Below are 26,259 nucleotides of genomic sequence, written 5' to 3'. Positions count from 1 at the left end.
ATGGCCAAGCTTTCCCTGTTCGCACGCCGCCGTCGCCGTGTCCGCACGGCTCTGCGCAGCCGCGCCGGCGATCGCGCCCGTCTGTCGGTGCACCGCACCGGCAAGCACATCTACGCCCAGATCATCGACGACGCCCAGGGCAAGACGCTTGCCGCGGCATCGACGCTGGGCGGGAAGAGCTCGGGCGCCAATGTCGAAGCTGCCAAGCAGGTCGGCAAGGACATCGCCGCGGCCGCCAAGAAGGCGGGCGTGACCGCCGTCGTGTTCGACCGCGGCGGCTTCCTGTTCCATGGCCGCGTCAAGGCGCTGGCCGACGCCGCCCGCGAAGGCGGGCTGGAGTTCTGATGATGGCTGAAGAAAACAACACCGAGAACACCGAGACTCCCAAGGTCGAGGACGCCAAGGTCGAAGAGACCCAGGCGGAAACGACCGAGGCGAAGGCCGAAGCTGCGGGCGAGACCGAAGCCGCTCCGGCTGCCGCGGAGGAGCCGAAGGTCGACAACGCCGGCTCGACGCCGACCTCGACCACCGCCTCCACCGAAGCGGCGGACAACCAGTCTGCCGAAGGCGGCGATCCCTCGCAGCCGCGCGGCCGTGGTGGCCGTGGCGGCGGCGATCGCGGTGGACGCGATGGCGGCGGCCGCGGTCGTGGCCGTGGCCGTGGCCGGGACGACCGTCGCGGCAACCGGCGCGAGGAAGAAGACGACGGCATCATCGAGAAGCTCGTCCACATCAACCGCGTGTCGAAGACGGTGAAGGGCGGCAAGCGTTTCGGCTTCGCGGCACTGGTCGTGGTCGGCGACGGCTCGGGCCGGGTCGGCTTCGGCCACGGCAAGGCGCGCGAGGTGCCTGAGGCGATCTCGAAGGCGACCGCTGCCGCGCGCAAGAAGATGATCCGCGTTCCGCTCAAGGAAGGCCGCACGCTGCACCATGACGGCAACGGCCGTTTCGGTGCCGGCAAGGTGACCGTCCGCACTGCGCCTCCGGGTACCGGCATCATCGCCGGCGGTCCGATGCGCGCCGTGTTCGAGAGCCTGGGCGTTGCCGACGTGGTGACCAAGTCGGTCGGCACCTCGAACCCCTACAACATGATCCGCGCCACCTTCGACGCGCTGCAGGACCAGACTTCGCCGAAGTCGGTCGCCCAGCGTCGCGGCAAGAAGGTCGCCGACCTGCTCGGTCGCGGTGGCGCCAGCGCGGCGGAGGCCGAGGCCGACGCTGCGGCTATGGCGGAGTAATCGAGATGGCCGACAAGAAAACCATCAAGATCAAGCAGATCGGTTCGCCGATCCGTCGCCCCGAAAGCCAGCGCAAGATCCTCGTTGGCCTGGGCCTCGACAAGATGCACAAGGTCGTCGAGCGTCAGGACACCCCCGAGGTGCGCGGCGCGATCGCCAAGATCCCGCATCTGGTGACGATCGTCGATTGAGCTTAAGCCCTCTCCCCTTGAGGGGAGAGGGTTGGGAGAGGGGGCAATGCGATCCCCTCTCAACTCCGACTAGTACCCACGTGCGTGGGCACAAGTCTCCGTATCTCTCCCCTGAAGGGGAGAGAGCGACAGCGCGAACAAAGCGAAAGCGAGTGCAAGACCATGAAACTGACAGACATCCGTGACAACCCCGGCGCCCGCAAGGGCCGGATCCGCGTCGGACGCGGCATCGGTTCGGGCAAGGGCAAGACCGGCGGCCGCGGCCAGAAGGGCCAGAAGAGCCGTTCGGGCGTCGCCGTGAAGGGCTTCGAGGGCGGCCAGATGCCGCTCCACATGCGCCTGCCGAAGCGCGGCTTCAACAACCCGTTCGGCAAGGACTTCGCCGAGGTGAACATCGGCATGGTGCAGAAGTTCATCGACGCCAAGAAGCTCGATGCCAAGAAGGTCATCGACCACGAGGCACTGAAGGCCGCCGGCCTCGCACGCGGCGGCAAGGATGGCGTCCGCCTGCTGGGCAAGGGCGAACTCAAGACCAAGGTCCAGTTCAAGGTCGCCGGCGCCAGCAAGGGCGCGATCGAAGCGGTCGAGAAGGCCGGCGGCTCGGTCGAGCTGCCCGGGGAAAAGCCTTCGGAGCACGAGAAGAAGACCGCTCGTCGCGACGCCAACAAGGCCGCCAAGGCCGAGTAAGCGGCAAAAATAGGGGCGGGGGGTTCGACATCGCGCTCCCCGCACCCTATCTAGCCTGTCCGAGCCGGGAGGGTCCGGCGCCGAGTTAGGGCACAAGCATTTCTCATGGCATCACGCGCCGACAATATCGCGAGCAATCTCAGTCTCGCCAACTTCTCGAAAGCGACCGAGCTCAAGAAGCGTATCTGGTTCACCATCGGTGCGCTGATCGTCTTCCGTTTCCTGAGCTTCGTTCCGCTTCCCGGCGTCAATCCGCTGGTGCTGCAGGACCTCTACGACACTGCGCGTGGCGGGATCCTCGATCTCTTCAACACTTTCTCGGGCGGCAGCCTGGAGCGCATGAGCCTCATCGCGCTGGGCGTCATGCCCTACATCACCGCGTCCATCGTGGTGCAGCTCGCTGCCGCGCTCCACCCCTCGCTTGCCGCGCTGAAGAAGGAAGGCGCGACCGGGCGGCAGAAGCTCAACCAGTATACGCGCTACGGCACCGTGTTCCTGTGCGCGATCCAGGGCTGGTTCCTCGCCTCGGGCCTCGAAGCCTATGGCGCGCAGAGCGGGCTGCAGGCGGTCGTCCAGCCCGGCGTGATGTTCCGCGTGGGCGCGGTGGTCAGCCTCGTGGGCGGCACGATGTTCCTCCTCTGGCTGGGCGAGCAGATCACCAGCCGCGGCATCGGCAATGGCGTTTCGCTGATCATCATGGCCGGTATCGTCGCGCAGTTCCCGGGTTTCGCGGCAAACCTGTTCGAGGGCGGCCGCAGCGGCTCGATCTCGCCGGTGCTCATCGTCGGCTTCCTGGCGATGGTCGTGATCCTGATTCTGTTCATCTGCTTCATGGAGCGTTCGCAGCGCCGCCTGCTGATCCAGTATCCGAAGCGTGCGACGCAGCGCGGCATGATGCAGGCCGACCGCTCGCACCTGCCACTCAAGCTCAACACGGCGGGCGTCATTCCGCCGATCTTCGCCAGCTCGCTGCTGCTGCTGCCGCTGACGATCAGCCAGTTCGCCGGCAACCAGGTCGACACCGAGAGCACGTTTGGCAGCGTGATCGTCTGGCTCAACCAGTACCTCGCGCACGGACAGCCGATCTACATGGCGCTCTATGCCGCGGGCATCATCTTCTTCACGTTCTTCTACACCGCCGTGGTCTTCAACCCGGAGGAGACGGCCGAGAACCTGAAGAAGAACGGCGGCTTCATTCCCGGCATCCGGCCGGGCAAGCGGACCACCGAATATCTCGACTACGTTCTCACGCGCATCACCGTGATCGGCGCGATCTACCTGACCCTGGTCTGCGTGATCCCCGAATACATGATCGCGCAGACGGGCATCCCGCTGTTCCTGGGCGGCACGAGCCTGCTGATCGTGGTCAACGTCACCGTCGACACGATCACGCAGATCCAGTCGCACCTTCTGGCGCACCAGTATGGCGACCTGATCAAGAAGGCGAAGCTCAAGGGCCGCATGCGCTGATCGAACCGGCGAGAAAGTAGGGGAAGCGGTTTGGACATCATCCTCTTGGGCCCTCCGGGGGCGGGCAAGGGTACGCAGGCGCAACGGCTCGAGCAGCGGCGCGGCATGCGCCAGCTTTCGACCGGCGACATGCTGCGCGGCGCCGTCAAGCACGGCACGCCCGTCGGTCTCAAGGCCAAGGAAGTGATGGATCGCGGCGAGCTCGTCTCGGACGAGATCGTATCCGAGCTGATCGATGCCGAGCTGACCGCGATGGGCGATGACGTCGGCGCGATCTTCGACGGTTATCCCCGCACCGCCGGCCAGGCCGAGTCACTCGATCGCATTCTCGCCAGCCACGGCCGCGCGCTCGATCACGTGATCGAGCTCGAGGTCGACGAGGATGCACTGGTCGAGCGCATCACCGGCCGCTTCACCTGCGCCCAGTGCGGCACGGGCTACCACGACACGTTCAAGCAGCCCGAAGTTCCGGGCGTGTGCGACAAGTGCGGCAGCACCGAGTTCAAGCGCCGGCCCGACGACAACGAGGAAACCGTCCGCACCCGGATGGCCGAGTACCGGGCCAAGACTGCGCCGATCCTGCCGATCTACGAGGAACGCGGGATCGTCAGCCGGGTCGACGGCATGGCCGGCATCGAGGACGTGACCCGCGCGATCGACGCGATCCTCGGCTGACCGCTGTCCCCCTCGCAATCGCCGGCGGGCCTTTGCGCACGCCGCAAGCTATGGAATAGCTGCGCGGCAGGGGAGGACTGACGATGCCGAAGATTCGCATGGCCATGCTGGCGATGGCGGCCGGGGCCGCGGCGCTGGCGCCGGCTACCGTAGCAGCGAAAGTGGTGAAGCAGGACGCGGCGGGTTTCGTCACCCGCGACACGGTGGTGGTCGAAGCCACGCCGCGCGAAACGTGGATGGCGCTGATCTCGCCGGCGAAGTGGTGGAACGAGGCGCACACCTGGTCGGGCGATGCGGCGAACCTTTCGCTCACCCCGCAGGCCGGCGGCTGCTTCTGCGAACGCATCCCCGAAGTCGAGACCAGGGCCGACGTCGGCCTCGCCGGCAGCGCGCAGCACATGATCGTGGTCCATGCCGCGCCCGACAGGGCGCTGCGGATGCGCGGTGCACTCGGGCCGCTGCAGAGCGAGGCGGTGACCGGCGTACTCACCATCGCGCTCGCCCAGGTGGAGCAGGGCACCGCGATCACCTTCGAGTACGTCGTCGGCGGCTACATGCGGTACGAGGTCCCTCCGATCTCGCAGGCGGTCGACGGCGTCATGAGCCAGCAGCTCGCCGGCCTTGCGGCGCTGCTTGGCCCGGTCGACGCACCGGCCGAGGAGAAGGCCGCGGGCGAGAGCGCCGATGCCAAGCCGGCGGACGAGGCCGATCCGCCGGACGACGAGTCCGACGTGCCGCCGGCGAAGAAGCCGAGCGTGGAGGACGCTTTCGGCGACCTCTCCGACGGCGCCTGACCGCGGCTCCCCGGCGTGCGTCATGGTAAACGGGCCGGAAGTCTTTTGACCTGAGGCGTAAGCTGCTATAGCACAACTTGCATTCTCGAGCGGCGCGCCCATATCGGGCGGCGTGCTCGTATGCGCGCGCATAGCGGTTGACGTGCGCAGCGAATCACCCTAAGCGCGCCGTTCATTCGGCATTTCGGGATAGTTGGGCGGACAAGTCTGGCAGGCGGCAGCCTTCGTAGCGCGCCATCCGGGCTTCATGCCATTCCGGCTCCGGCCATGCCGATGAACGACAGCGTTGAGATAGGGGTCGCCACCAGTTCGCCAGCGGACCGGCCGGCAGCGTCCCTGTGGAGCATGGAGAAGTAAGTGGCTCGTATTGCCGGGGTAAACATCCCCACCAACAAGCGCGTGATCATCGCGCTCACCTACATTCACGGTATCGGCCGCACCACGGCCGTCGAGATCGCCAACAAGCTGGGCATCGATCATTCGCGCCGCGTGCAGGATCTGACCGATGCGGAAGTCCTGCAGATCCGCGAGACGATCGACAGCGACTATACCGTCGAAGGCGACCTTCGCCGCAACACCGCGATGAATATCAAGCGCCTGATGGACCTCCGGTCCTATCGCGGCCTGCGTCACCGCAACCAGTTGCCGGTTCGCGGTCAGCGCACGCACACCAACGCCCGCACCCGCAAGGGCAAGGCGAAGCCCATCGCGGGCAAGAAGAAGTAAGCGAACGCTTTCGCAGCTTCGCTTTCATCACTTCTTTTTAGGAACAGGATACTCAGCCCATGGCACGCGAACCAGGCCGGATCAGGCGGCGCGACAAGAAGAACATCTCGAGCGGCGTCGCGCACATCAACGCCAGCTTCAACAACACCATGATCACCATCACCGATGCGCAGGGCAATGCGATCAGCTGGTCCAGCGCCGGCATGATGGGGTTCAAGGGCAGCCGCAAGTCGACTCCCTACGCCGCCCAGGTCGCCGCGGACGACGCGGGCAAGAAAGCCGCCGAACACGGCGTGCGCACCCTCGAGGTCGAAGTGAAGGGCCCCGGCTCGGGTCGTGAGAGCGCGCTGCGCGGTCTCGCTGCTGTCGGGTTCACGATCACCTCGATCCGTGACGTCACCCCGATCCCGCACAACGGGGTGAGACCGTCGAAGCGCCGCCGCGTCTGATCCGTACCTGCCCGGCGGTGTCGTGCCGCCGACCCTGACGGACCGGACGCGCCCACCAGCGCAGCCGGTCCCGCCCGTATCTGAACCCTAGGGGAAATCCATGGCCGTCAACACCAAGAACTGGCAGGAACTCAAGAAACCCAACAGCCTCGAGATCAAGGCCGCCGGCGACAAGTCTCGCAAGGCCACCTTCGTCGCCGAACCGCTCGAGCGCGGCTTCGGCTTGACGCTCGGCAACGCACTGCGGCGCGTGCTCCTTTCCAGCCTCCAGGGCGCGGCGATCACCTCGATCAAGATCGAGAACGTGCTGCACGAGTTCTCCTCGCTCGCCGGCGTGCGCGAGGACGTGACCGACATCGTGCTCAACGTGAAGCAGATCGCGCTCAAGATGGAAGGCGAGGGCCCCAAGCGCCTGCAGCTTTCGAAGACCGGCCCCGGCACGGTGACCGCCGGCGACATTGCCGTTTCGGGCGACATCGAGGTGATGAACAAGGATCTCGTGATCTGCCACCTCGACGAAGGCGCGACGTTCAACGTCGAACTGACTGCCGACACCGGCAAGGGCTACGTTCCCGCCGTGCAGAACCGTCCGGCCGATGCGCCGATCGGCCTGATCCCGGTCGACTCGCTCTACTCGCCGGTCCGCCAGGTCAGCTACAAGGTCGAGAATGCCCGCGTCGGGCAGGAGCTCGACTATGACAAGCTGAGCCTGACGGTCGAGACCGACGGCACCGTGACCCCGGAAGACGCCGTGGCCTACGCCGCGCGCATCCTCCAGGACCAGCTCACGCTGTTCGTCCACTTCGAGGAAGGCATTCCGCAGCCGAGCTCGGCCATGATCGGCCACGCCGCGCAGCCGGAAGAGAGCGATGCCAACCAGCTCAACCGCTATCTGCTCAAGAAGGTGGACGAGCTCGAGCTGTCGGTCCGTTCGGCCAACTGCCTCAAGAACGACAACATCATCTACATCGGCGACCTGGTTCAGAAGACCGAGGCCGAGATGCTCCGCACGCCGAACTTCGGCCGCAAGAGCCTCAACGAGATCAAGGAAGTCCTGAGCTCGATGGGCCTGCGCCTAGGCATGGACATCCCTGGCTGGCCGCCGGAGAACATCGAGGAAATGGCCAAGAAGCTCGAGCAGGAGCTGCTTGGCTGACGAATAGCCCTCTCCCCTTGAGGGGAGAGGGTTGGGAGAGGGGCAATGCGCGCCCCTCTCAACTTCGACTAGCGTGCTGCGCACGCAAGTCTTCGTATCTCTCCCCTGAAGGGGAGAGAGGGACGGCCGACCCTCAATTCGGCCAGGACCGGGGTACCTGATACGGCCCCCTTACGAACGGAGTAACGAGAAATGCGTCACGGAATTTCAGGCCGCAAGCTGCAGCGCAAGACCGGCCACCGCAAGGCCCTGTTCCGCAACATGGCGGCCGCGCTGATCAAGCACGAGCAGATCATGACCACGGCCCCCAAGGCCAAGGAACTGCGCCCCTACGTCGAGAAGCTGATCACGCTCGCCAAGCGCGGCGGCCTCAGCAACCGCCGCCTGGCGATGAGCCGTCTCGGCGACGAGACCCAGCTCAAGAAACTGTTCGACGTTCTTGCCGAACGCTACGCCGACCGCGAGGGCGGCTACACCCGCGTGATCAAGGCCGGCTACCGCGCCAGCGACGCCGCGCAGATGGCGGTGATCGAGCTGGTCGACCGCGATGTCGAGGCGAAGGGTCAGGACTCCGGCCCTGTCATGAATGACGAGGAAGAGTTCGAGGAAGCCTGAGGCAGAGCGTGATTCCCCGCCCTTCGACTGGCTGCTTGCAGCAGCCGCTCAGGATAAACTGCGGCGGGGACCTCGTGCCACAGGCGCTCTCTTAGTTGCCTGAGCTCCCCGCCTTCGCGGGGACTCGCACGAAGGCCGCGGGGGAAACTCCGCGGCCCTTTCGTTTGACTGCGCGCGAACGCGTGGCACAACGCGGCCCATGATCCGCCATCTCATCGCCGCCGCCGCGCTGCTCGCGCCCGTTCCCGCTCTCGCGCAGAGCCAGCAGGAGGCGCTCGATGCCCGCTACGACCGCGCGCTCGCGGCGGGGTACAAGGCGCTGTTCCTGTGCAGCGCGATCGCCAACGCCGAACGCGCCGGTGCGAACCGTACGCCAGAGAGCGTGATGCAGTGGGAACTCACCGGCATTCAGGCCCCGCTCGACGGGATCGTCGGCGAGCTACCTTACGAGATCCGACGGCCCGATCCCGAGGGACAGATCGAACAAGTGTCGGTGAAATGGGCTGACGACGTTCTTCCGCGGATCGCAGACCACGATTCGCAGCGTGGCTGCCGCTTGCTGCCCATCGCCGGCATGCAGCCTCCAGCAAGGGCGACCCGTCCTCAGAGCCCACCTCCATCGAACGCAGCCGTCGCGCCTGCCGCTGGCGTGCTCGCAACAGCCATGAGCGCTGGATTGGCTGGCGATTATGGGGAGGGCACGCGGACGACCGCCGTGCTGGTTCAACGAGACGGCCGCGTGCTCGGCGAGCTCTATGCCGAGGATTTCGGACCGGATGTGCCGCAGCGGACCTGGTCGGTCGCCAAGAGCATTGCTGCTACCGTGATAGGTGCGGCGGTCCAACGCGGCGAGGCCGAAATCGGCGACAGCGCCGGGCTCGGGCACGGCTTTACTGACGGCCGGTCGCAGATCACCGTCGACCACCTCCTGCGCATGGCTTCGGGCCGCTATTCCGACACGCCGGGCAACCGTACCGACCCGCTCTACTTCGGCGGCGCGACCGTCGGCGAGCGTGCGGCGACCTGGCCGCTGATCCACGCGCCGGGCACCGTCTACCGCTACGCCAACAACGATACGCTGATGGCGGTGAAGGCGATCGAGGACACGTTCGAGCAGCATCCCCCGGCGGAGTTCTTCGCCAGGCTCGGCATGTACGACACGGTTGCTGAAACCGACTGGCAGGGGAACTACATCCTCTCCAGCCAGGTCTGGTCGACCGCGCGCGATCTCGCGGCGCTCGGGCAGCTCTACCTCGACGGCGGCGTCTGGAACGGGGAGCGCCTGCTGCCCGAGGACTGGGCCGCCTACGTCTCCTCCCCTTCCGGCCCGCAGCCGGACGGCGACTTTGGCTATGGCGCGGGCTTCTGGCTGTTCAACAAATCCGAAGGCGTGCCGACCGACACCTTCGCCGCCATGGGCAACCGCGGACAATACGTCGTGATCGTGCCGAGCCGCGAAGTCGTCATCGTCCGCCGCGGCGAGGATCCGCCCGGCAGCCGCTTCGACATCGCCGCCTTCACGCGTGACGTGCTCGCCGCGCTGGACAACTGATCTCTGACCGATTGCAAAGCCGCGTCAGGCGGTTACATCGGCAACGACTCTGGATCGGTCTTTCGGGAGATTACCATGCGCCTTCGTTCCGCCGCGCTCGCGGCCTCTGCCGTTTCGCTCGCCCTTGCAGCGCCGCTCACCGCCGAAGAGGTTCCCTTGCCCCCATATCCCGAAACCCGCTCCGGCGACGTCGTCGAAACGCTCTTCGGTGAGGAGATCGCCGACCCCTACCGCTGGCTCGAGGCCGATGTGCGCAACGATGCCGACGTCGCCGCCTGGGTCGAGCAGCAGAGCAAGTTCACCGACGCGTACCTCAAGGCGCTGCCCGGCAACGACTGGTTCAAGGCCCGCATCGGCGCCCTGCTCGACTATGAGCGCTTCGGCATCCCGCAGAAGGCCGGCGAGTACTACTTCTACACCCGCAACACCGGCCTGCAGAACCAGAGCCCGCTCTACGTCCGCCACGGCCTCGATGCCGAGCCGCGGCTGCTGATCGATCCGAACACCTGGGCCGATGACGGCGCGACCGCGCTCGCCGGGTGGGAGCCGTCGCAGAACGGCACGCTGCTCGCCTATGCCGTGCAGGACGGCGGCACCGACTGGCGCATCATCCGCGTGCTCGACACCAGGACCGGGCAGCCGCTGGAGGACGAGATCCGCTGGGCCAAGTTCACCGGCATCTCGTGGCTCGGCAACGAAGGCTTCTTCTACTCGCGCTTCCCCGAGCCCGAGGAAGGGCAGGACTTCCAGGCGCTGAACTACAACCAGGCGGTCTACTACCACAAGCTCGGCACGCCGCAGTCGGAGGACCGGATGGTCTTCGCGACGCCCGAGCATCCAGAGCGCGGCCACGGCCTCGGCGTGTCCGACGACGGGCGCTGGGGCTTCGTCATCAGCTCGCTCGGCACCGACGCGAAGTACGAAGTGCACGTGATCGACCTTGAGGACCGGAGCGGCAAGTGGGATGCGAAGCCGCTCGTCACCGGGTTCGAAAACGCCTGGAACCCGATCGACACGATCGGCACCAAGGCCTTCTTCGTCACCAACAAGGATGCGCCGCGCTACCGCATCGTCACCACCGATCTTTCCGCGCCGACGCCGACCTGGACGACGATCGTGCCCGAGACCGAGCAGCCGATCGACGGCGCCTCCATCGTCGGTGACAAGCTCATCGTCACCTACCTGAAGGACGCGACGACCCGCGCGGCGGTCTACGACCTGCAGGGCAAGGCGCTCGACGACATCGAGCTGGGCGAGCTTGGCACCGCGGGCGGCTTCGGCGGCAAGCCGGGCGATCCGGAGACGTTCTACACCTTCACCAGCTTCAACCGGCCGGGCACGATCTACCGCCTGAACGTCGACACGGGCGAAACGAGCACGTTCGCCGAGCCCGAGCTGACCTTCGATCCCGCACGGTTCGTGACCGAGCAGAAGTTCTACACCTCCAAGGACGGCACGCGGGTGCCGATGTTCATCGTCCGCCGCAACGACGTGACCGGGCCGGCGCCGACGCTGCTCTATGGCTACGGCGGTTTCGACATCTCGCTCACCCCCGGGTTCTCGGCCGCGCGTATGGCGTGGCTCGAGGCGGGCGGCGTCTTCGCGCTCGCCAACATTCGCGGCGGCGGCGAATACGGCAAGGCGTGGCATGACGCCGGGCGCCTGCACAACAAGCAGAACGTGTTCGACGATTTTATCGCCGCCGGTGAGTATCTGAAGGCCAACGGCTACACGACGCCGAACGGGCTCGCGATCCAGGGCGGCTCCAACGGCGGCCTTCTGGTCGGCGCGGTGGTCAACCAGCGGCCCGACCTGATCGATGCCGCCAATGCGGCGGTGGGCGTGATGGACATGTTGCGCTTCGATCGCTGGACCGCCGGCCGCTACTGGGTCGATGATTACGGCTATCCGTCCAAGGACACCGATTTCAAGGTGCTGCGCGCCTACTCTCCCTACCACAACATCCGCTCGGGCGTGGACTATCCGGCGATGCTTGTGACCACCGCCGATACCGACGACCGCGTCGTGCCGGGGCACAGCTTCAAGTACGCCGCAGCGCTCCAGGCCGCGGACGTGGGCGACAAGCCGCACCTGATCCGCATCGAGACCCGCGCCGGCCACGGCAGCGGCAAGCCGACCGACAAGGCGATCGAGGAAGGGGCCGACGTGCTCGGCTTCCTCGCGCACTGGACGGGGCTGGCGGTGCCGGCGGATGGAGCCGCGTCGGAATGATCCTGTCCGAATGATCCTGTCGCCCCTGCGCAGGCAGGGGCCTAGCTGACAGTCATGTTGTGCGGCCGAATGCCACCAGCGAAACGCCCATGGCACTCGGCCGCAGATATGCGGACCTTATCTGGCCCCGCCCGCGCCGGGGCGACAGATTGTTCATGTTAGGTGCTGGTTTTCTGAATATCGGCTGTCGCGCCAATTCAGCCTCGTCTCACTGCGGATGGCCTAGAAGGGCATCCGTAGCCGGGAGCAGTTCCGCTCCCGGGAGAGCGAGGAATGCACCCATGAAGACCATTTCCAAAGCCCTGGTCGGAACCGTCGCCGCAGGTGCGATGGCGATGACTTCAGCAGCGCCCGCGATGGCGCGCGACTATTATGACCGCGACCGCGGCATCGACGTCGGCGACGTGATTGCCGGTGCGGTGATCATCGGCGGTATCGCAGCGCTCGCCGGCGCGTTCGACGGTGACGACCGCTACGATCGCTACGATCGCCGCTACCGCGACCGCAACTATCGTGGCTACAACCGCGGTTACAGCCCGCGTGCCGCCGTCGAACGCTGCGTGGCGACCGCGGAGAACCACGCGCGCCGGTATGGCTATCGCAGGGCCGACGTCACGCAGATCCGCGACGTCGATACCAACCGCGACAACATTCGCGTGAAGGGCAGGATCGCCGTCGATGGCCGCTATGGCTATGGCCGCGACCGGCGTTACGACACCGGCAACTTCACCTGCCGCGTGGATTATCGCGGCCGCGTCTACGATCTCGACTACAGCGGCATTCGCGGCCTTTGAGGAACAGGCTTGAAAGGCTGGTAAAGGGCGGTTCAGGATGGCGACATCCGGAACCGCCTAGCCGTACCTGCAATCGCCCGGTGCGCGGTGCCGCTCGAAAGGAGCTTTGAACCTATGGCTCGTCATTTCAGGATTTCCGCCGTGCTGACCGGCGCTGCCGTGCTCGGCATGGCGGCGACGCCCGCTGCCGCTATCGAATTGCCTTCGCGCGGTTCGGCGGCGACGGAGCGCGCGTCGCCTGCCGCATGGAGCGAGGAAAGCGTCGCCGCGGAACGCTCGCGGCATCGACACCGGCAGCGCCATTGGCGGCATCGCGACAACGGCATCGACGCGGGCGACGTGATCGCCGGCGCGGTGATCATCGGCGGTATCGCGGCGCTCGCGGGCGCGTTCGACAACGATCGCGACGAACGGCGCGACGACTATCGCTATCCTCAGCCGAACTATCAGGGCGGCGGGCTCGACCGCGCGGCCGACATGTGCGTGGCGGAGATCGAGCGCGACGTGCGCGTCGCCTCGGTCGATGGCGTTGACCGCACCGCAGGCGGCTGGCGGGTCAGCGGGTCGCTCTACGACGGCGAGCGCTTCACCTGCCGGATCGGCAACGACGGACGCATTTCCGACATCGACTACGGCCGGGGCGGGGTGAGCTATACCACCGAGGCGCGCGGCAACCAGTGGGACGACGAGACTTATGCGGCCGCCTGGGGCCGCGTGGACGGCGGAACCGCGCAGCCGCTGCCGGCCTATCCCGGCGGTCCGCTGCCGGGCGAGACCTACGAAGGCTACTGAAGCGCCGCGGCGGAGCCGTCAGCGCTCCGCCTCTGCTTCCTCTTTCTTCCGCCGTTCGCGCTCACGATAGCTGGGCAGGGCGATCTGCCAGCGGATCGCCGCACCGCGCAGCGCGAAGCCGGCCGCCCAGGCCACAGTCCATGCCGCCGCATCGGGCAGCCCCGCCACGGTGCCGATCACCGTCAGGCTCGCCGAGAGCGCCGCGGCGGTGACGTAGAGCTCGGGCCGCATGATGATCGACGGTACGCCCGCGATCACGTCGCGCACCACGCCGCCCGCGCAGCCGGTGACGATGCCGAGAACGGCAGCCGGAAACGGATCGACGCCATAGGCGAGCGCCTTGGCCGCGCCGAGCACGGCGAAGGCCGCCATCCCGGCCGCATCGGCCCATTCGAGCAGGCTCCCCTCCCACCAGCGGCGCGGCGTGAACCAGGCGATCAGCGCCGTGACGAAGATCACCAGCGCCACCCAGGGGTCGCGCAGCCAGAAGGCCGGCGCGCCGATCAGCATGTCGCGCAGGGAGCCGCCGCCCACCCCGGTCACCAGCGCGAAGAACGCCATGGTGACGAACGTCTGCTGCAACCGCGCCGCAAGCAGCGCGCCGGTCAGCGCGAAGACCGCAGTACCGGCCAGATCGAGCAGAGGGGGCAGGGCGGGCGCATCGGGAAACATGGTGCTGTTCCTAGTCCCGTTTCCCGCGCGAGGGAACGGCGCCGTTCAGCTCGCCATTCGTAAACTTCAATCGGCATTCAACTTGATGACCCGAGTCCCAGCGAAGGCTGGGACCTCAGGCCGCCCGGTCGGCCGCCGTTATTGCATCAGGCGTAAAACCCAACCGCTCGCCATGAGCTTGTCGAAGGGCCGCACCTCACTTCGGGCGCCGCGTTGAAGAAGGGCGGTGCTTCGACAAGCTCAGCACGAACGGAAATAGAGTGATCCGCGTGTGGCGCACGCCGCTCTAGCCGGGGTTCCGCCAGCCCATGCCCAGAACGTCAACCGTGCAGCACCTCGCCGATCGCCTTGGCCGCGGCGATGCAGTCGAGGTCGGCCCAGCGCGGGCCGATCACCTGCATGCCGCAGGGCAGGCCGTCGGTCGCCCCGACCGGCAGGACGGTGGAGGGCAGGTTGGGGAAAGTCGCGATTCCCGCCCAGGCCAGCGCCGCGGCCGCGCTTTCCTCGCGCCCGTTGATCGTCAGCGTGCCGTCGAACACACGTTCATCGCGGTGCGGTATGGCGAGCACCGGGGCGGGCGGGGCGAGGACGAAGTCGTAGGTCTCGAACAGCGCGTGCCAGGCCGCTTCGTTGCGGGCCTGCGCGTCGAGCAGGTCGAACCAGTCGGTCGCGGTGGCGCGCTTGCCATCGGGCGCGGGCATCCCGCGCGCCAGGGCGATGTTGAGCATCTTCATGTAGTCCTGCTGCTGCCGCGCGAGATCGGGCAGCAGGTCGGTCGTGCGCTCTACCCTTACGCCTGCGGCTTCCAGCGCCGCGACCGCCGCCTCGATCGGGCCGAGCACCGCGGCATCGACCGGGCTGTCCGGATAGTCGGTCACCAGCAGCAGCCGGCAATCGGCGAGCCGCTTGCCGCTCGCGCGCATCGGGATCGATGCGGTTAGTTGCAGCAGGAGAGCGAGATCGTCGGCATTGCGTGCGATCGGCCCGGCGATCGAAAGCGCGCCGTCATGTGCGTCGCCGCCCGCCATCATCGGGTGGTCGTGGCCGTGCTTCGAGATGAGGCCCCAGCTCGTCTTGTGCCCCCAGACCCCGCAGAAGTGCGCCGGCACGCGGACCGATCCGCCGATGTCGGTGCCGTACTCGCACGGCACCATGCCGCTCGCGACCGCCGCCGCCGATCCGCCGGAGGAGCCGCCGGGGCTGCGCGAGGTGTCGTGCGGGTTGCGGGTGCGGCCATAGACCGGGTTGCGCGACTGCCAGTCCGCCAGATCGGGCGGCACGTTGGTCTTGCCAAGGAAGATCACGCCCGCCGCCTTGAGCTTCTGCACGATCCGCGCGTCGCGCTTGGCGATGTTGCCTGCAAACTGCTCGTGCCCCCAGGTGGTCGGCAGGCCAGCGATGTCGAAGCTTTCCTTGATCGTCATCGGCACGCCGAACAGCGGGCGATCCTCGCCGGGCGCCTGGCCGTCGAGCGCTTCGGCCGTCTCGCGCGCGCGTTCGAAATCGCAGACCACGACCGCGTCGATCTGCATGTCCCGATCCTCGATCCGGGCGATCGCTGCATCGACCGCCTCGAGCGGCGACAGCTCCCCGCTGCGGATCTGCGCCGCGAGCGCGATTGCGCCCGGCTGGTCGGTCAATGTCGGAATCATTCGATCTTGTCTCCCGTTCGCCGCCGCAGCATGGGCAAACGGGCCTGATTTGCAAGCGCAGAGGTTCAACGCGGAGCGAGGGTGATCGACGCCGTCCCCGTGCCGCGGACCGGCAGGTAGAGCCCTTGTCCCGCCGCCGTCAGCCGGCCGGTCTGCACCTCCTCGATCCGCGCCCGGATCAGCAGGTCGCCTTCGCGCTTGCTCTCGATCGCGCGTCCGATTTTCACCAGAAGGTCATCGTAGTCCTTCTCGAAATTCTGCGCGAGGGCCAGCGCGATCGTCTGGGAGAAGCCGGGCGAGTTGGCGAGGTCGAGCAGCAGATCCGCGCCCGTGCGGTCCGTATCGCCGGTGACTTCGAGATCGCGGAAGGAAATCTCGCGCGAGTTCTCCGCGTTGACGGGCCTCGCCGTCAGCCAGACCGTGCCGCTGGCGGCGCCGAGCGCGCGGTCGCGCGGCGTCGCGGTGAACGTGACGCCCACCGCCAGGCGGCCGCCGGTCGTGCCATAGGCCTCGACCCGGCCGAAACGCGCGTCCACCGCACCGATGCCGGGGAGAGTGAAAGGCCGCTGCGCGCGCTTCGCCAAGGCCTCGGCGATCACCGGCTCGAGCTGGGCATAGTCCGCGATCACCGGAATGAAGAACACCAGCTTGCCGGGCTCCTCGTCGAGTTCCTCCAGCGGCGGCAGAGGCGTGGCGGGTGGATCGGTGGGCCGGTCGCCGACGAACGTTTCGGTGCGCGCCTTCATGCCGAGCTGCAGCTCGATCCGTTTGCCCGACAGCGTGAAGCCGCCGTACTGCAGTTCCTGCGGAGTGATGCGCATCCACACCGGCGGGTTCGACTCGTTGAGCTGGAGCGAGGTGAAGGCCTTGCTCCACAGCCGTTCGACCTCGCCGCGGAGCTGCACTTTGGCGATCTCGCGCGGCAGCGTGCGCTCGAGGCGTGCCACCACGCTCTTGAGCTTGGCGTCCGCTTTGCTGGTGAATTCGATGCGCTGGCCGAGGAAGTCTATGTGCGGCGGATCGGTCCAGTCGTACTGGATATCGACCGTGCCGCGCGGGCTCCAGTCGCGGTTGAGCGCGATGTCGACCACCGCGCGGACCCGCGCGTCGGCGGTCGCGGTTTCCTGCTTGAGCACGCCGGCGATGTCCTGCGCGCGCACTTCGGCGTGGATCGGCACGGTGACCACGATCCGCTGCCCGCGCCCTTCGAACGTCAGCCGCCCGCGGGTGACCCGGCCGACGATGTCGCACTTGATCTTCGGCGTCTTGAGCTTGACGAAAGCGACCTCGACCCGTTCGGAGGCGACGCAGGTCTCCCCCTTGCGGTCGATCGTCCACAGCGTCCGCGGCACTTCTCGCTCGAGCGCGGTGCGAAGCGCCGACAGGTCGGTCGTGACCGGCACGGCAATGACGGAGGATTGCGGCGGGACCTCGATCGTGCCCTGCGCCCGCGGCGGAGGGCCGGCGGGGGCATCCCTGTTGCAACCCGCCAGCGCGAATGCGGCCACGAGGGCCGCCAATGCGGCAATTCGTCCGATCGCCATGGATCGCTGCATCCTGTTGCCCTGGATGCAGATATACCCGTTATTCAGTCGCTTCCAACGCGAAACTGGCCTGTGGCTCTCAGCACGGCAGTTGCGAGGCCGTATCCCAGAATGGCTGCCGCACCGTATCCGACGAGCGGCGTGGGATAAGGGCCGGCTACCGAAGCAATCGAAAATCCGAGCCATCCTCCGGATACGGATACGGCAGCTGTGTTCGCGCGATCGGCGTTATCGAGCAGCGGAGCGAAGACCGCGAACAGGAGTGCTGCTGCAAGTGCCATCCCGAGAGCGGCGTGCAGCTTGAACCCCTGTGCAAGGACGCTCTCGACGAACGGCACCGGCGCCAGCGGCACGGCGCGAGCGGCCGCGGCGATCACGCCGGCAACGGACGCGGCGACAAGGATCATCGCCACGGCCGATCGCCGATTGCGCCATTCGGCCAACAGACAGCCGAAAGCGAGCGTCAGCGCCGCCGCCGGGTCCGGCTGCCAGACAAAGACCGCCGCTGCCAAGGCAACGCATGCGAGCCGCCACCGGTCCGGGAGACAGGGCAGGGCGGCAAGCACAGCCGGTAGAAGCAGCATGGCGGCATGCAGTCGAACGGGTCCGAGCGGGATCCACCGGCGGACGCCTTCCACATCGACGCCGCTGATGAGCGTGATGCAGATTCCGCTCAAGCCCAGGCCAACCACCCATGTTGCGCCACGCGTGGCTAGATGAAGCCGGCGGGAGGCAACCATGACGATCAAGGCCAGCGCCAGCGTAGCTGCGTTGACGAGCGAGTAGGCCGACGGCGCGCCGCCGGCGTGGAACAGGAGCAGGCTCGCGCCCACCGCTGCGATTAGCGCGAATGCGGACAACCACGGTTGTCCGTCCTCGCCCCCGGTCCACATGATCGTCAGATGTGGATCGGCTTGCCGGTCACCGCCATCGCCGCTTCCTTGATCGCCTCGCTGTGTGTCGGATGGGCATGGCAGGTGTAGGCGATGTCCTCGCTGGTGGCGCCGAATTCCATCGCCTGGGCGGCCTGCGCGATCATCGTGCCGGCGACGCTGGCGATGCACCACACGCCGAGCACGCGGTCGGTTTCGGCATCGGCGATCACTTTCACGAAGCCCTCGGGCTCGTGGTTGGTCTTGGCACGGCTGTTGGCGAGCATCGGGAACTTGCCGACCTTGACGCCAGTTTCTTGGGCCTTTTCCTTCGCCTGCTCTTCGGTCAGGCCGACGCCGGCGATTTCGGGCCAGGTGTAGACGACGCTCGGGATCACGGCGTGGTTCACGATGCCGGTCTGGCCCGCGATGTTCTCGGCGACGGCGATGCCCTCGTCCTCGGCCTTGTGCGCGAGCATAGGGCCGGGGATCACGTCGCCGATCGCCCAGACGCCGTCGACCTTTGTGCGGAAGTCGTGGTCGGTCTCGATCTGGCCGCGCCGGTTGGTCTCCAGCCCGATCGCGTCGAGCCCGAGGCCTTCGGTGTTTGGCCGCCGCCCGATCGAGACGAGCACGCAATCGGCCTCCAGCGCCTCGCTCTCCCCGCCGTCCGCAGGTTCGAGCGTCAGCGTCGCCTTCTTGCCCTTGACCGTGCAGCCGGTGACCTTGGTCGAGAGGCGCAGTTCCATGCCCTGCTTCTTGAAGATCTTGGCCGCTTCCTTGCGCACGTCGCCATCCATGCCGGGGAGGAGCTGGTCGAGGAACTCGACCACCGTCACCTCTGCGCCAAGCCGGCGCCAAACCGAGCCGAGTTCGAGCCCGATCACCCCGCCGCCGATGACGACCATCTTCTTCGGGACCGCGGCGAGCTCAAGCGCGCCGGTGCTGTCGACCACCACGCCCTTGTCGTTGTCGACCTCGACACCCTTGAGTTCGGTTACCGAGGAGCCGGTGGCGATCACGACGTTCTTCGCCGTCACCGTCTCGTCGCCGACTTTCACCGTGTGTGCATCCTCGAACGCGGCGCGGCCCTTGAACCAGGTCACCTTGTTCTTCTTGAACAGAAACTCGATCCCGCCGGTGAGCTGCTTGACCGCGTCCTTGCGCTGGCCGTGCATCGCCTCGAGGTTGAGCTTGGGCGTCACTTCGACGCCCATCTTCGCCATCGCGCCGTTCGCCGCGGCGTCGAAGTACTCGCTCGCGTGGAGCATCGCCTTCGAGGGGATGCACCCCACGTTGAGACAGGTGCCGCCGAGCGTCTCGCGGCTCTCCGCGCAGGCCGTCTTCAGCCCGAGCTGGGCCGCGCGGATCGCCGCGACATAGCCGCCGGGGCCGGCACCGATGACGAGGACGTCGTAGTCAAAATCCGACATGTCAAACTCCGTTCGCCCTGAGCTTGTCGAAGGGCCGTACTTTGTTTGATCCGTCGCTCCAGAAGAAGAGCAGGGCTTCGACAAGCTCAGCCCGAACGGATTTGGGTTGGTTCAAAGATCGATCAGCATCCGCGTTGGATCCTCGATCGCTTCCTTCATGATCTTCAGCGCGGTTACCGCCTCGCGGCCGTCGATCAGGCGGTGATCGTAGGAGAGCGCGATGTACATCATCGGGCGCACCACGATCTCGCCGTCGACCACGACGGCACGGTCCTCGATCCGGTGCAGGCCGAGCACCGCGCTCTGCGGCGGGTTGATGATCGGGGTGGACATCAGGCTGCCGAACACGCCCCCGTTGGAGATGGTGAAGGTGCCGCCCCTCATGTCCTCCATCGTCAGCGTGCCTTCGCGGGCGCGCTTGCCGAAGTCGGCGATGTCCTTCTCGATCTGGGCGAAGCTCTTGGCGTGCGCATCGCGCACCACCGGCACCACGAGCCCGTTGGGCGCGCTGACCGCGACCGAGATGTCGACGAAGTCGTGATAGACGATCTCGTCGCCCTCGATATAGGCGTTGGCCGAGGGCACGTCCTTCAGCGCGAGGCAGGCGGCCTTGGCGAAGAAGCCCATGAAGCCGAGCTTGATGTCGTGCTTCTTGGCGAACAGGTCCTTGTACTTCTCGCGCGCCTCGATCACCGCGCTCATGTCGCAGTCGTTGAAGGTCGTGAGCAGCGCGGCGTTGTCCTGCGCGCTCTTGAGCCGCTTGGCGATCGTCTGGCGCATGCGCGTCATCTTGACGCGCTCCTCGCGCCGTTCGCCGCCTTCCGCCGCGGGGGCGGGAATGTCGATCTTGGCCTGCGCGGGCGCGGCCTCGTCGATCGTGTCCGCGCCGCCCTTCTTGGCTTCGGCGGCGGCGAGCACGTCTTCCTTCGTCAGGCGCCCGTCCTTGCCGGTGCCTTTGATCGTCGTCGGGTCGACCCCGTGCTCGAGCACTGCGCGGCGCACCGCGGGCGAGAGCGTCTGAGTGTCCACGGGCGCGGCTTCCTTGGCCGCGGCTGGGGCTGGGGCTGGCTTTTCGTCCTTCTTCTCCTCGGACGCCGGCTTGTCGGACGACTTCTCCTCGCGCGGTTCGACCTTGGTGCTCTCGCCCGCGGCCACGTCGTCCTCGATCGTCGCGATCACCGCGCCGACTTCGACCGTGTCGCCGACCGCGAACTTCTGCTCGCCCAGGACGCCGCCGACGGGGGAGGGGACTTCGACGGCGACCTTGTCGGTCTCGAGGCTGACGATCGGCTCGTCGACCTTCACCGTGTCGCCGGGTTTCTTCAGCCACTCGCCGATCGTGCCTTCGGTGACCGATTCACCAAGCGTGGGGACTTTGACTTCGCTGGCCATATTCGCGTTCCTCAAGCCTTCTTCTTGCCGGCAGTCTTGCCATTGCGCGCGGCCTCGCCGCCATCGTTCAGTCCAAGCGCCATCGAGACGAGGCAGCGCTGCTGCTCCTCATGCCGCTTGGCGAGCCCGGTGGCGGGGGAGGCCGCGACCTCGCGCCCGGCATAGCGCGGCCGCATGCCCCGATGCCCGGCCGAAGCGAGCGTTTCCTCGATCTTGCTCTCGACGAAGAACCAGGCGCCGTTGTTCTTCGGCTCCTCCTGACACCAGATCACCTCTTCCAGATTGGTCATCCGGCCCAGGCGCAGCGCGAGCGCTTCGCCGGGGAAGGGATAGAGCTGCTCGATTCGCACGATCGAGACGTCGTCCAGCCCTTCCTCGTCGCGCTTCTCGATCAGGTCGTAGGCGACCTTGCCCGAACATAGCACGAGGCGGCGGATTTTCTCGTCGGCGATCTCGGTCGTGTCGCTGACGATGCGGCGGAAGTGGCTTTCGCCCAGGAATTCGTCGGCGCTGCTCTTGGCCATCGGGTGCCGCAGCAGCGACTTGGGCGTCATGATGATCAGCGGCTTGCGGAACGAGCGCTTCATCTGCCGGCGCAGGACGTGGAAATAGTTCGCCGGCACGGTGATGTTGCACACCTGGATGTTGTCGTTCGCGCAGAGCTGCAGGAACCGCTCCAGGCGGGCCGAGGAGTGCTCGGGCCCCTGACCCTCGTAGCCATGCGGCAGCAGGAGCACGAGGCCGTTGGCCCGCAGCCACTTGACCTCGCCCGCGGCGATATACTGGTCGATCATGATCTGCGCGCCGTTGGCGAAATCGCCGAACTGCGCCTCCCACAGCACCAGCGTCTTGGGGTCCGCCATGGCGAAGCCGTATTCGAAGCCGAGCACGCCATATTCGCTCAGCGGGCTGTCGTAGACCTCGAACTTGCCGTGCGGCAACTGGGTGAGCGGGATGTACTTGTGCTCGTCGGTCTGGTCGATCCAGACCGCGTGGCGCTGGCTGAAGGTGCCGCGGCCCGAATCCTGTCCCGACAGGCGCACGCCGAAGCCCTCGGTCACGAGGCTGCCGAAGGCGAGCGCTTCGGCCGTCGCCCAGTCGAACCCTTCGCCGCTTTCGAACATCTTGCGCTTGGCATCGAGCACGCGGCCCAGCGTCTTGTGGATCGTCAGACCCTCGGGCACGGTGGTCAGCGTGCGGCCGAGGCTGTCGAACAGCTTGCGCTCCATTCCGGTATCGATGTTGCGGCGCGCGGTTTCCGGATCGGCCGGCTTGTTGAGCCCGGCCCAGCGGCCGCCGAACCAGTCGGCCTCGTTCGGCTTGTAGCTCTTCGCCGCCTCGAACTCCTGCTCGAGAGTATCGACGAACTCGGCGCTCAGCTTGTCGCGCTCGCCTTCCTCGATCACGCCCTGCTCGACGAGCCGCGCGGCGTAGATCTCGCTGACCTTCGGATGGCCCTTGATCGCGTCGTACATCAGCGGCTGGGTGAACTTGGGCTCGTCGCCCTCGTTGTGGCCGAAGCGGCGATAGCACCACATGTCGATCACGATGTCGCGGCCGAACCGCTGGCGGTATTCGACGGCCAGCTTGCAGGCGAACGTCACCGCTTCCGGATCGTCGCCGTTGACGTGCAGGATTGGGGCCTGAACGCCTTTCGCCACATCTGAAGGATAGGGGGAAGATCTGGCGAAGCGGGGGCTCGTCGTGAACCCGATCTGGTTGTTGATGACGAAGTGGATGCAGCCGCCGGTGTTGTACCCGGCGACGCCCGAGAAGCCGAAGCACTCCCACACGATGCCCTGGCCGGCGAAGGCCGCGTCGCCGTGGATCAGCACGGGCAGGACCTGCTCGTGCTTCTTCAGGTCGTCGCGGATCGCCTGCTGGGCGCGTGTCTTGCCGAGCACGACGGGGTCCACCGCCTCGAGGTGCGAGGGGTTGGGCACCAGGCTCATGTGCACGTCGATGCCGTCGAACTCGCGGTCGGTGCTGGTGCCGAGGTGGTACTTCACGTCGCCGGATCCGCCAACGTCCTCCGGGTTGGCGCTGCCGCCGGAGAACTCATGGAAGATCACCTTGTAGGGCTTGCCCATGACATTCGCGAGGACGTTCAGCCGGCCGCGGTGGGCCATGCCGTAGATGATCTCGCGCACGCCCGACTGGCCGCCGTACTTGATCACCGCCTCGAGCGCGGGGATCATCGATTCGCCGCCATCGAGGCCGAAGCGCTTGGTGCCGACGTATTTCTTCGCGAGGAACGCTTCGTACTGTTCGCCGCGGACCACGGCGGCGAGGATCGCGCGCTTGCCCTCGGGCGTGAACTGGATGACGTCTTCCGGCCCTTCGAACTTCTCTTGCAGGAAGCGCCGTTCCTCGACATCGGCGATGTGCATGTATTCGAGGCCGACTTTGCCGCAGTAGCTCGAGCGCAGGATCTCGGCGAGCTCGCCGACCTTCAGCCAGTCGCGGCCCATCAGCCCGCCGACGTAGACTTCCTTATCCTCCTGCCCGGCGAAGCCGTGCCACTCGATCTGGAGATCTTCCGGCAGCTCGCGGTTGCTGAGGCCGAGCGGGTCGAGATCCGCCGCCAGATGCCCGCGCACGCGGTAGAGCCGGATGAGCAGCATGGCGCGGATCGAGTCCGCCGCGGCTTCCTCGATCGCCTTCGGATCGGTCGCCTTGCCGGCCTTCTCCGCCGCGGCCTTGACCGCGACTTTCATCGTCGTCGGGTCGAGCGCCTGGGTCAGGTCGCTCTCCGAATCGATCGCGCTCAGCGGCCAGCGGGGATTCCCCCAGCTCGGCCCGGGCTGCGGCCCTCCCTGATCGGAAAGTTCGGGGAGAAAATCGTGGCTCTCGTTACCCATCCGGGTCACCTCTCGCGCCGGCTACGTTACCGGCTCAGCAAAACCAATGTCCGAGCGGCGCGGATGCTCCCGGGGAGGAGGGCGGTCCGCGCCTGCGCTCAGGCAAGCTCCTTCAGCATCGCGTCGAGCGTCGTGCCGAGTTCGCTGGGCGAGGGGGAGACGCGGATGCCCGCGGCTTCCATCGCAGCGATCTTGTCCTCGGCGCCGCCCTGGCCGCCGCTCACGATCGCGCCCGCGTGGCCCATACGGCGGCCCGGAGGGGCCGTGCGGCCGGCGATGAAGCCGACCATCGGCTTCTTGCGGCCCTTCTTCGCCTGGTCCTTGATGAACTCGGCCGCCTCTTCCTCGGCCGATCCGCCGATCTCGCCGATCATGATGATCGACTTGGTCTCGTCGTCGGAAAGGAACAGGTCGAGCACGTCGATGAAGTTGGTGCCGTTGACCGGGTCGCCGCCGATGCCGACCGCGGTCGTCTGGCCGAGGCCGACCTGCGTGGTCTGGTGCACGGCCTCGTAAGTGAGCGTGCCCGAGCGGCTGACGACGCCGACCGAACCCTTCTTGAAGATCGAGCCCGGCATGATGCCGATCTTGCACTCGCCTGGGGTCAGCACGCCGGGGCAGTTCGGGCCGATCAGGCGCGACTTCGAACCGTCGAGCGCGCGCTTCACGCGGACCATGTCGAGCACCGGAACGCCTTCGGTGATCGCGACGATCAGCTCGATCTCGGCGTCGATCGCCTCAAGGATCGAGTCCGCGGCGAACGGCGGCGGCACGTAGATGCAGCTCGCGGTCGCGCCGGTCGCGGCCTTGGCCTCGGCGACGGTGTTGTAGACCGGCAGGCCGATGTGCTCGGTGCCGCCTTTGCCCGGCGTCACGCCCGCAACCATCTGCGTCCCGTAGTCGAGCGCCTGCTGCGTGTGGAACGTGCCGGTGTCACCGGTCATGCCCTGGGTGATGACCTTGGTGTTCTTGTCGACGAGGATGCTCATTGATTTTCCTTCGTGTATTTCAAGATTTGACCGCTCTCACAGAGAGCGCGCTGTTCCGTTCTTCCAGAACGAATATGCGCCTACAACCGCTGGGACGAGCAGAACGAAAGCTCCCGCGAAGAGAGCAAGTACGACTACTGCGCCTGCTGAAGCATGGTAATCCTGCTTTTGAAGCCAGATGAAAAGGCCGACGAAAGCTGTAAGCTCGAGAACGACCAGCGCGGCGAGTGTGCGGAGAAAACGCTTCTTTCCGAGCCACGAGTGGAGGCCCACCCATCCTATATAGGAACAAAGTAGGAGGGTTGCCTGCCAGCTCATCCCAGCGAGCTATCGATGCCCTTGCACGCCACCAGCAGTTCCTTGACCGCGTCGACGCTCTTCTGGAAATTGGCCTTGGCCTCGCCGTTCAGCTCGATCTCGACCACACGCTCGACGCCGTTCGCGCCGATCACGATCGGCACGCCCACGTAGAGGCCGTCGACGCCGTACTGCCCGGTCAGGTGCGCGGCGCAGGGGAGGACCCGCTTCTTGTCCTTGAGGTAGCTCTCGGCCATCTGGATCGCGCTCGTCGCCGGCGCGTAGTAGGCCGAGCCGTTGCCGAGGAGCTGGACGATCTCGCCGCCGCCCGAGCGGGTGCGCTGGACGATCGCGTCCATCTTTTCCTGCGTGGACCAGCCCATCTTGATCAGGTCGGGCACGGGGATGCCGGCGACGGTCGAGTACTCGAGCACCGGGACCATGGTATCGCCGTGGCCGCCGAGGACGAAGGCGGTGACGTCTTCCATCGAGACGTCGAACTCTTCGGCGAGGAAGTGGCGGAAGCGCGCGCTGTCGAGCACACCGGCCATGCCCACGACCTTGTTGTGCGGCAGGCCGGAGAATTCGCGCAGCGCCCAGACCATCGCGTCGAGCGGGTTGGTGATGCAGATCACGAAAGCGTCGGGGCAGTTGGCCTTGATGCCTTCGCCGACGGCCTTCATGACCTTGAGGTTGATGCCGAGCAGGTCGTCGCGGCTCATGCCGGGCTTGCGCGGCACGCCGGCGGTCACGATCACCACGTCGGCGCCGGCGATGTCCTTGTAGTCGCTCGTGCCCTTGAGGTTCGCGTCGAAGCCTTCGACCGGGCCCGCCTGGCTGAGGTCGAGCGCCTTGCCCGCGGGCATGCCTTCGGCGATGTCGAACAGGACGACGTCGCCCATTTCCTTCATCGCTGCGAGGTGGGCGAGAGTGCCGCCGATCATGCCGGCGCCGACGAGGGCGATCTTCTTGCGAGCCATGGCTGAGCGTCTGTCCTTCCAATGCGCGGGACGTCATGCCTGGCCGTGATACGCGCAGCCCCGTGTCCCGCGAGGAAGCCGCGCCGGTTGAACGGCATGCGACCTAGGCCCCGCGAATGGCGATTGCAACCGCGAAAGGCCCCGCGCACGGAACTATCTTTGCGATTGGTTCGCATTTGCGATAAAGGATTGAAAT

General features: G+C 66.7%; 24 protein-coding genes. 15 read left to right on the top strand and 9 right to left on the bottom strand.

Annotated features, from left to right (window positions below):
* The 15 genes from rplR to ETX26_RS07320 all read left to right on the top strand — a co-directional run bounded on the left by rplR (position 1) and on the right by ETX26_RS07320 (position 13,371).
* Positions 1–345: a 50S ribosomal protein L18 gene (rplR, locus tag ETX26_RS07390; RefSeq protein ID WP_129523961.1), complete on the top strand. Its 345-nt coding sequence runs from the start codon at positions 1–3 to the stop codon at positions 343–345.
* Positions 345–1,238, top strand: coding sequence for a 30S ribosomal protein S5 (gene rpsE, locus ETX26_RS14465; protein ID WP_129523960.1), 894 nt, complete (start codon positions 345–347; stop codon positions 1,236–1,238). The genes rplR and rpsE overlap by 1 nt, the downstream gene beginning before the upstream one ends.
* 5 nt (positions 1,239–1,243) lie before the next feature.
* The gene (gene rpmD / locus ETX26_RS07380) at positions 1,244–1,429 is read left to right on the top strand and encodes a 50S ribosomal protein L30 (protein WP_129523959.1); all 186 of its coding nucleotides are present in this window, start codon (positions 1,244–1,246) and stop codon (positions 1,427–1,429) included.
* 162 nt (positions 1,430–1,591) lie between these two features.
* Entirely contained in the window at positions 1,592–2,116 is a 525-nt protein-coding gene (gene rplO, locus ETX26_RS07375) for a 50S ribosomal protein L15 (RefSeq protein WP_129523958.1), read from the top strand.
* Positions 2,117–2,221: 105 nt separating this feature from the next.
* Positions 2,222–3,586 carry a preprotein translocase subunit SecY gene (gene secY, locus ETX26_RS07370; protein WP_129523957.1) on the top strand — a complete coding sequence of 455 codons (1,365 nt, stop codon included), beginning with the start codon at positions 2,222–2,224 and terminating at the stop codon, positions 3,584–3,586.
* A 30-nt stretch (positions 3,587–3,616) separates the two neighbouring features.
* Positions 3,617–4,261, top strand: a complete 645-nt coding sequence (locus ETX26_RS07365; RefSeq protein WP_129523956.1) for an adenylate kinase — start codon at positions 3,617–3,619, stop codon at positions 4,259–4,261.
* An 83-nt stretch (positions 4,262–4,344) separates the two neighbouring features.
* Positions 4,345–5,055 (top strand): SRPBCC family protein, encoded by a 711-nt coding sequence (locus ETX26_RS07360; RefSeq protein ID WP_191984691.1) that lies wholly within the window; start codon positions 4,345–4,347, stop codon positions 5,053–5,055.
* A gap of 357 nt (positions 5,056–5,412) precedes the next feature.
* Complete coding sequence (gene rpsM / locus ETX26_RS07355; protein WP_129523955.1) at positions 5,413–5,781, top strand: 30S ribosomal protein S13; 369 nt, start codon at positions 5,413–5,415, stop codon at positions 5,779–5,781.
* Between the two features lie 59 nt (positions 5,782–5,840).
* Positions 5,841–6,230, top strand: coding sequence for a 30S ribosomal protein S11 (gene rpsK, locus ETX26_RS07350; protein WP_047805755.1), 390 nt, complete (start codon positions 5,841–5,843; stop codon positions 6,228–6,230).
* A 100-nt stretch (positions 6,231–6,330) separates the two neighbouring features.
* Positions 6,331–7,386, top strand: coding sequence for a DNA-directed RNA polymerase subunit alpha (locus ETX26_RS07345; RefSeq protein WP_129523954.1), 1,056 nt, complete (start codon positions 6,331–6,333; stop codon positions 7,384–7,386).
* Positions 7,387–7,578: 192 nt separating this feature from the next.
* The gene (gene rplQ, locus ETX26_RS07340) at positions 7,579–8,001 is read left to right on the top strand and encodes a 50S ribosomal protein L17 (RefSeq protein ID WP_129523953.1); all 423 of its coding nucleotides are present in this window, start codon (positions 7,579–7,581) and stop codon (positions 7,999–8,001) included.
* A gap of 199 nt (positions 8,002–8,200) precedes the next feature.
* Positions 8,201–9,553, top strand: a complete 1,353-nt coding sequence (locus ETX26_RS07335) for a serine hydrolase domain-containing protein (RefSeq protein WP_129523952.1) — start codon at positions 8,201–8,203, stop codon at positions 9,551–9,553.
* A gap of 75 nt (positions 9,554–9,628) precedes the next feature.
* The gene (locus ETX26_RS07330) at positions 9,629–11,785 is read left to right on the top strand and encodes a prolyl oligopeptidase family serine peptidase (RefSeq protein ID WP_129523951.1); all 2,157 of its coding nucleotides are present in this window, start codon (positions 9,629–9,631) and stop codon (positions 11,783–11,785) included.
* A gap of 281 nt (positions 11,786–12,066) precedes the next feature.
* Positions 12,067–12,579, top strand: coding sequence for a hypothetical protein (locus tag ETX26_RS07325; RefSeq protein WP_129523950.1), 513 nt, complete (start codon positions 12,067–12,069; stop codon positions 12,577–12,579).
* 114 nt (positions 12,580–12,693) lie between these two features.
* Positions 12,694–13,371 carry a hypothetical protein gene (locus ETX26_RS07320; protein ID WP_129523949.1) on the top strand — a complete coding sequence of 226 codons (678 nt, stop codon included), beginning with the start codon at positions 12,694–12,696 and terminating at the stop codon, positions 13,369–13,371.
* An 18-nt stretch (positions 13,372–13,389) separates the two neighbouring features.
* Here the strand turns inward: ETX26_RS07320 and ETX26_RS07315 are convergent, their stop codons facing one another.
* From ETX26_RS07315 to mdh, 9 genes are all read right to left on the bottom strand, one after another.
* Positions 13,390–14,043 (bottom strand): trimeric intracellular cation channel family protein, encoded by a 654-nt coding sequence (locus tag ETX26_RS07315; protein WP_129523948.1) that lies wholly within the window; start codon positions 14,041–14,043, stop codon positions 13,390–13,392.
* A gap of 320 nt (positions 14,044–14,363) precedes the next feature.
* Entirely contained in the window at positions 14,364–15,695 is a 1,332-nt protein-coding gene (locus tag ETX26_RS07310; RefSeq protein WP_129523947.1) for an amidase family protein, read from the bottom strand.
* Between the two features lie 65 nt (positions 15,696–15,760).
* Complete coding sequence (locus ETX26_RS07305; protein ID WP_225425536.1) at positions 15,761–17,239, bottom strand: DUF4403 family protein; 1,479 nt, start codon at positions 17,237–17,239, stop codon at positions 15,761–15,763.
* 44 nt (positions 17,240–17,283) lie between these two features.
* A complete protein-coding gene (locus ETX26_RS07300; protein ID WP_129523945.1) occupies positions 17,284–18,072 on the bottom strand; it encodes a hypothetical protein in 789 nt (262 codons plus the stop codon).
* Positions 18,073–18,137: 65 nt separating this feature from the next.
* Complete coding sequence (gene lpdA / locus ETX26_RS07295) at positions 18,138–19,544, bottom strand: dihydrolipoyl dehydrogenase (protein ID WP_129523944.1); 1,407 nt, start codon at positions 19,542–19,544, stop codon at positions 18,138–18,140.
* Between the two features lie 111 nt (positions 19,545–19,655).
* Positions 19,656–20,936 carry a 2-oxoglutarate dehydrogenase complex dihydrolipoyllysine-residue succinyltransferase gene (gene odhB / locus ETX26_RS07290; protein WP_129523943.1) on the bottom strand — a complete coding sequence of 427 codons (1,281 nt, stop codon included), beginning with the start codon at positions 20,934–20,936 and terminating at the stop codon, positions 19,656–19,658.
* Between the two features lie 11 nt (positions 20,937–20,947).
* Entirely contained in the window at positions 20,948–23,797 is a 2,850-nt protein-coding gene (locus ETX26_RS07285; RefSeq protein ID WP_129523942.1) for a 2-oxoglutarate dehydrogenase E1 component, read from the bottom strand.
* A gap of 98 nt (positions 23,798–23,895) precedes the next feature.
* Complete coding sequence (gene sucD / locus ETX26_RS07280) at positions 23,896–24,786, bottom strand: succinate--CoA ligase subunit alpha (protein WP_129523941.1); 891 nt, start codon at positions 24,784–24,786, stop codon at positions 23,896–23,898.
* Between the two features lie 314 nt (positions 24,787–25,100).
* On the bottom strand, positions 25,101–26,063 hold the full coding sequence (mdh, locus tag ETX26_RS07275) for a malate dehydrogenase (RefSeq protein WP_129523940.1): 963 nt from the start codon (positions 26,061–26,063) through the stop codon (positions 25,101–25,103).
* Positions 26,064–26,259 lie beyond the last annotated feature (196 nt).

Origin of the sequence: Pelagerythrobacter rhizovicinus (assembly GCF_004135625.1) — a bacterium.
GTDB lineage: Bacteria > Pseudomonadota > Alphaproteobacteria > Sphingomonadales > Sphingomonadaceae > Pelagerythrobacter > Pelagerythrobacter rhizovicinus.
Note: the sequence above shows the minus strand (reverse complement) of the source record. Positions and strands in the feature narration are given on the sequence as shown.

Coding starts and splice junctions, on each gene's coding strand:
- rplR (WP_129523961.1), top strand. CDS start 1: ATGGCCAAGCTTTCCCTGTTCGCACGCCGCCGTCGCCGTGTCCGCACG.
- rpsE (WP_129523960.1), top strand. CDS start 345: ATGATGGCTGAAGAAAACAACACCGAGAACACCGAGACTCCCAAGGTC.
- rpmD (WP_129523959.1), top strand. CDS start 1,244: ATGGCCGACAAGAAAACCATCAAGATCAAGCAGATCGGTTCGCCGATC.
- rplO (WP_129523958.1), top strand. CDS start 1,592: ATGAAACTGACAGACATCCGTGACAACCCCGGCGCCCGCAAGGGCCGG.
- secY (WP_129523957.1), top strand. CDS start 2,222: ATGGCATCACGCGCCGACAATATCGCGAGCAATCTCAGTCTCGCCAAC.
- ETX26_RS07360 (WP_191984691.1), top strand. CDS start 4,345: ATGCCGAAGATTCGCATGGCCATGCTGGCGATGGCGGCCGGGGCCGCG.
- rpsK (WP_047805755.1), top strand. CDS start 5,841: ATGGCACGCGAACCAGGCCGGATCAGGCGGCGCGACAAGAAGAACATC.
- ETX26_RS07345 (WP_129523954.1), top strand. CDS start 6,331: ATGGCCGTCAACACCAAGAACTGGCAGGAACTCAAGAAACCCAACAGC.
- rplQ (WP_129523953.1), top strand. CDS start 7,579: ATGCGTCACGGAATTTCAGGCCGCAAGCTGCAGCGCAAGACCGGCCAC.
- ETX26_RS07335 (WP_129523952.1), top strand. CDS start 8,201: ATGATCCGCCATCTCATCGCCGCCGCCGCGCTGCTCGCGCCCGTTCCC.
- ETX26_RS07330 (WP_129523951.1), top strand. CDS start 9,629: ATGCGCCTTCGTTCCGCCGCGCTCGCGGCCTCTGCCGTTTCGCTCGCC.
- ETX26_RS07325 (WP_129523950.1), top strand. CDS start 12,067: ATGAAGACCATTTCCAAAGCCCTGGTCGGAACCGTCGCCGCAGGTGCG.
- ETX26_RS07320 (WP_129523949.1), top strand. CDS start 12,694: ATGGCTCGTCATTTCAGGATTTCCGCCGTGCTGACCGGCGCTGCCGTG.
- ETX26_RS07315 (WP_129523948.1), bottom strand. CDS start 14,043: ATGTTTCCCGATGCGCCCGCCCTGCCCCCTCTGCTCGATCTGGCCGGT.
- ETX26_RS07310 (WP_129523947.1), bottom strand. CDS start 15,695: ATGATTCCGACATTGACCGACCAGCCGGGCGCAATCGCGCTCGCGGCG.
- ETX26_RS07305 (WP_225425536.1), bottom strand. CDS start 17,239: ATGGCGATCGGACGAATTGCCGCATTGGCGGCCCTCGTGGCCGCATTC.
- lpdA (WP_129523944.1), bottom strand. CDS start 19,544: ATGTCGGATTTTGACTACGACGTCCTCGTCATCGGTGCCGGCCCCGGC.
- odhB (WP_129523943.1), bottom strand. CDS start 20,936: ATGGCCAGCGAAGTCAAAGTCCCCACGCTTGGTGAATCGGTCACCGAA.
- ETX26_RS07285 (WP_129523942.1), bottom strand. CDS start 23,797: ATGGGTAACGAGAGCCACGATTTTCTCCCCGAACTTTCCGATCAGGGA.
- sucD (WP_129523941.1), bottom strand. CDS start 24,786: ATGAGCATCCTCGTCGACAAGAACACCAAGGTCATCACCCAGGGCATG.
- mdh (WP_129523940.1), bottom strand. CDS start 26,063: ATGGCTCGCAAGAAGATCGCCCTCGTCGGCGCCGGCATGATCGGCGGC.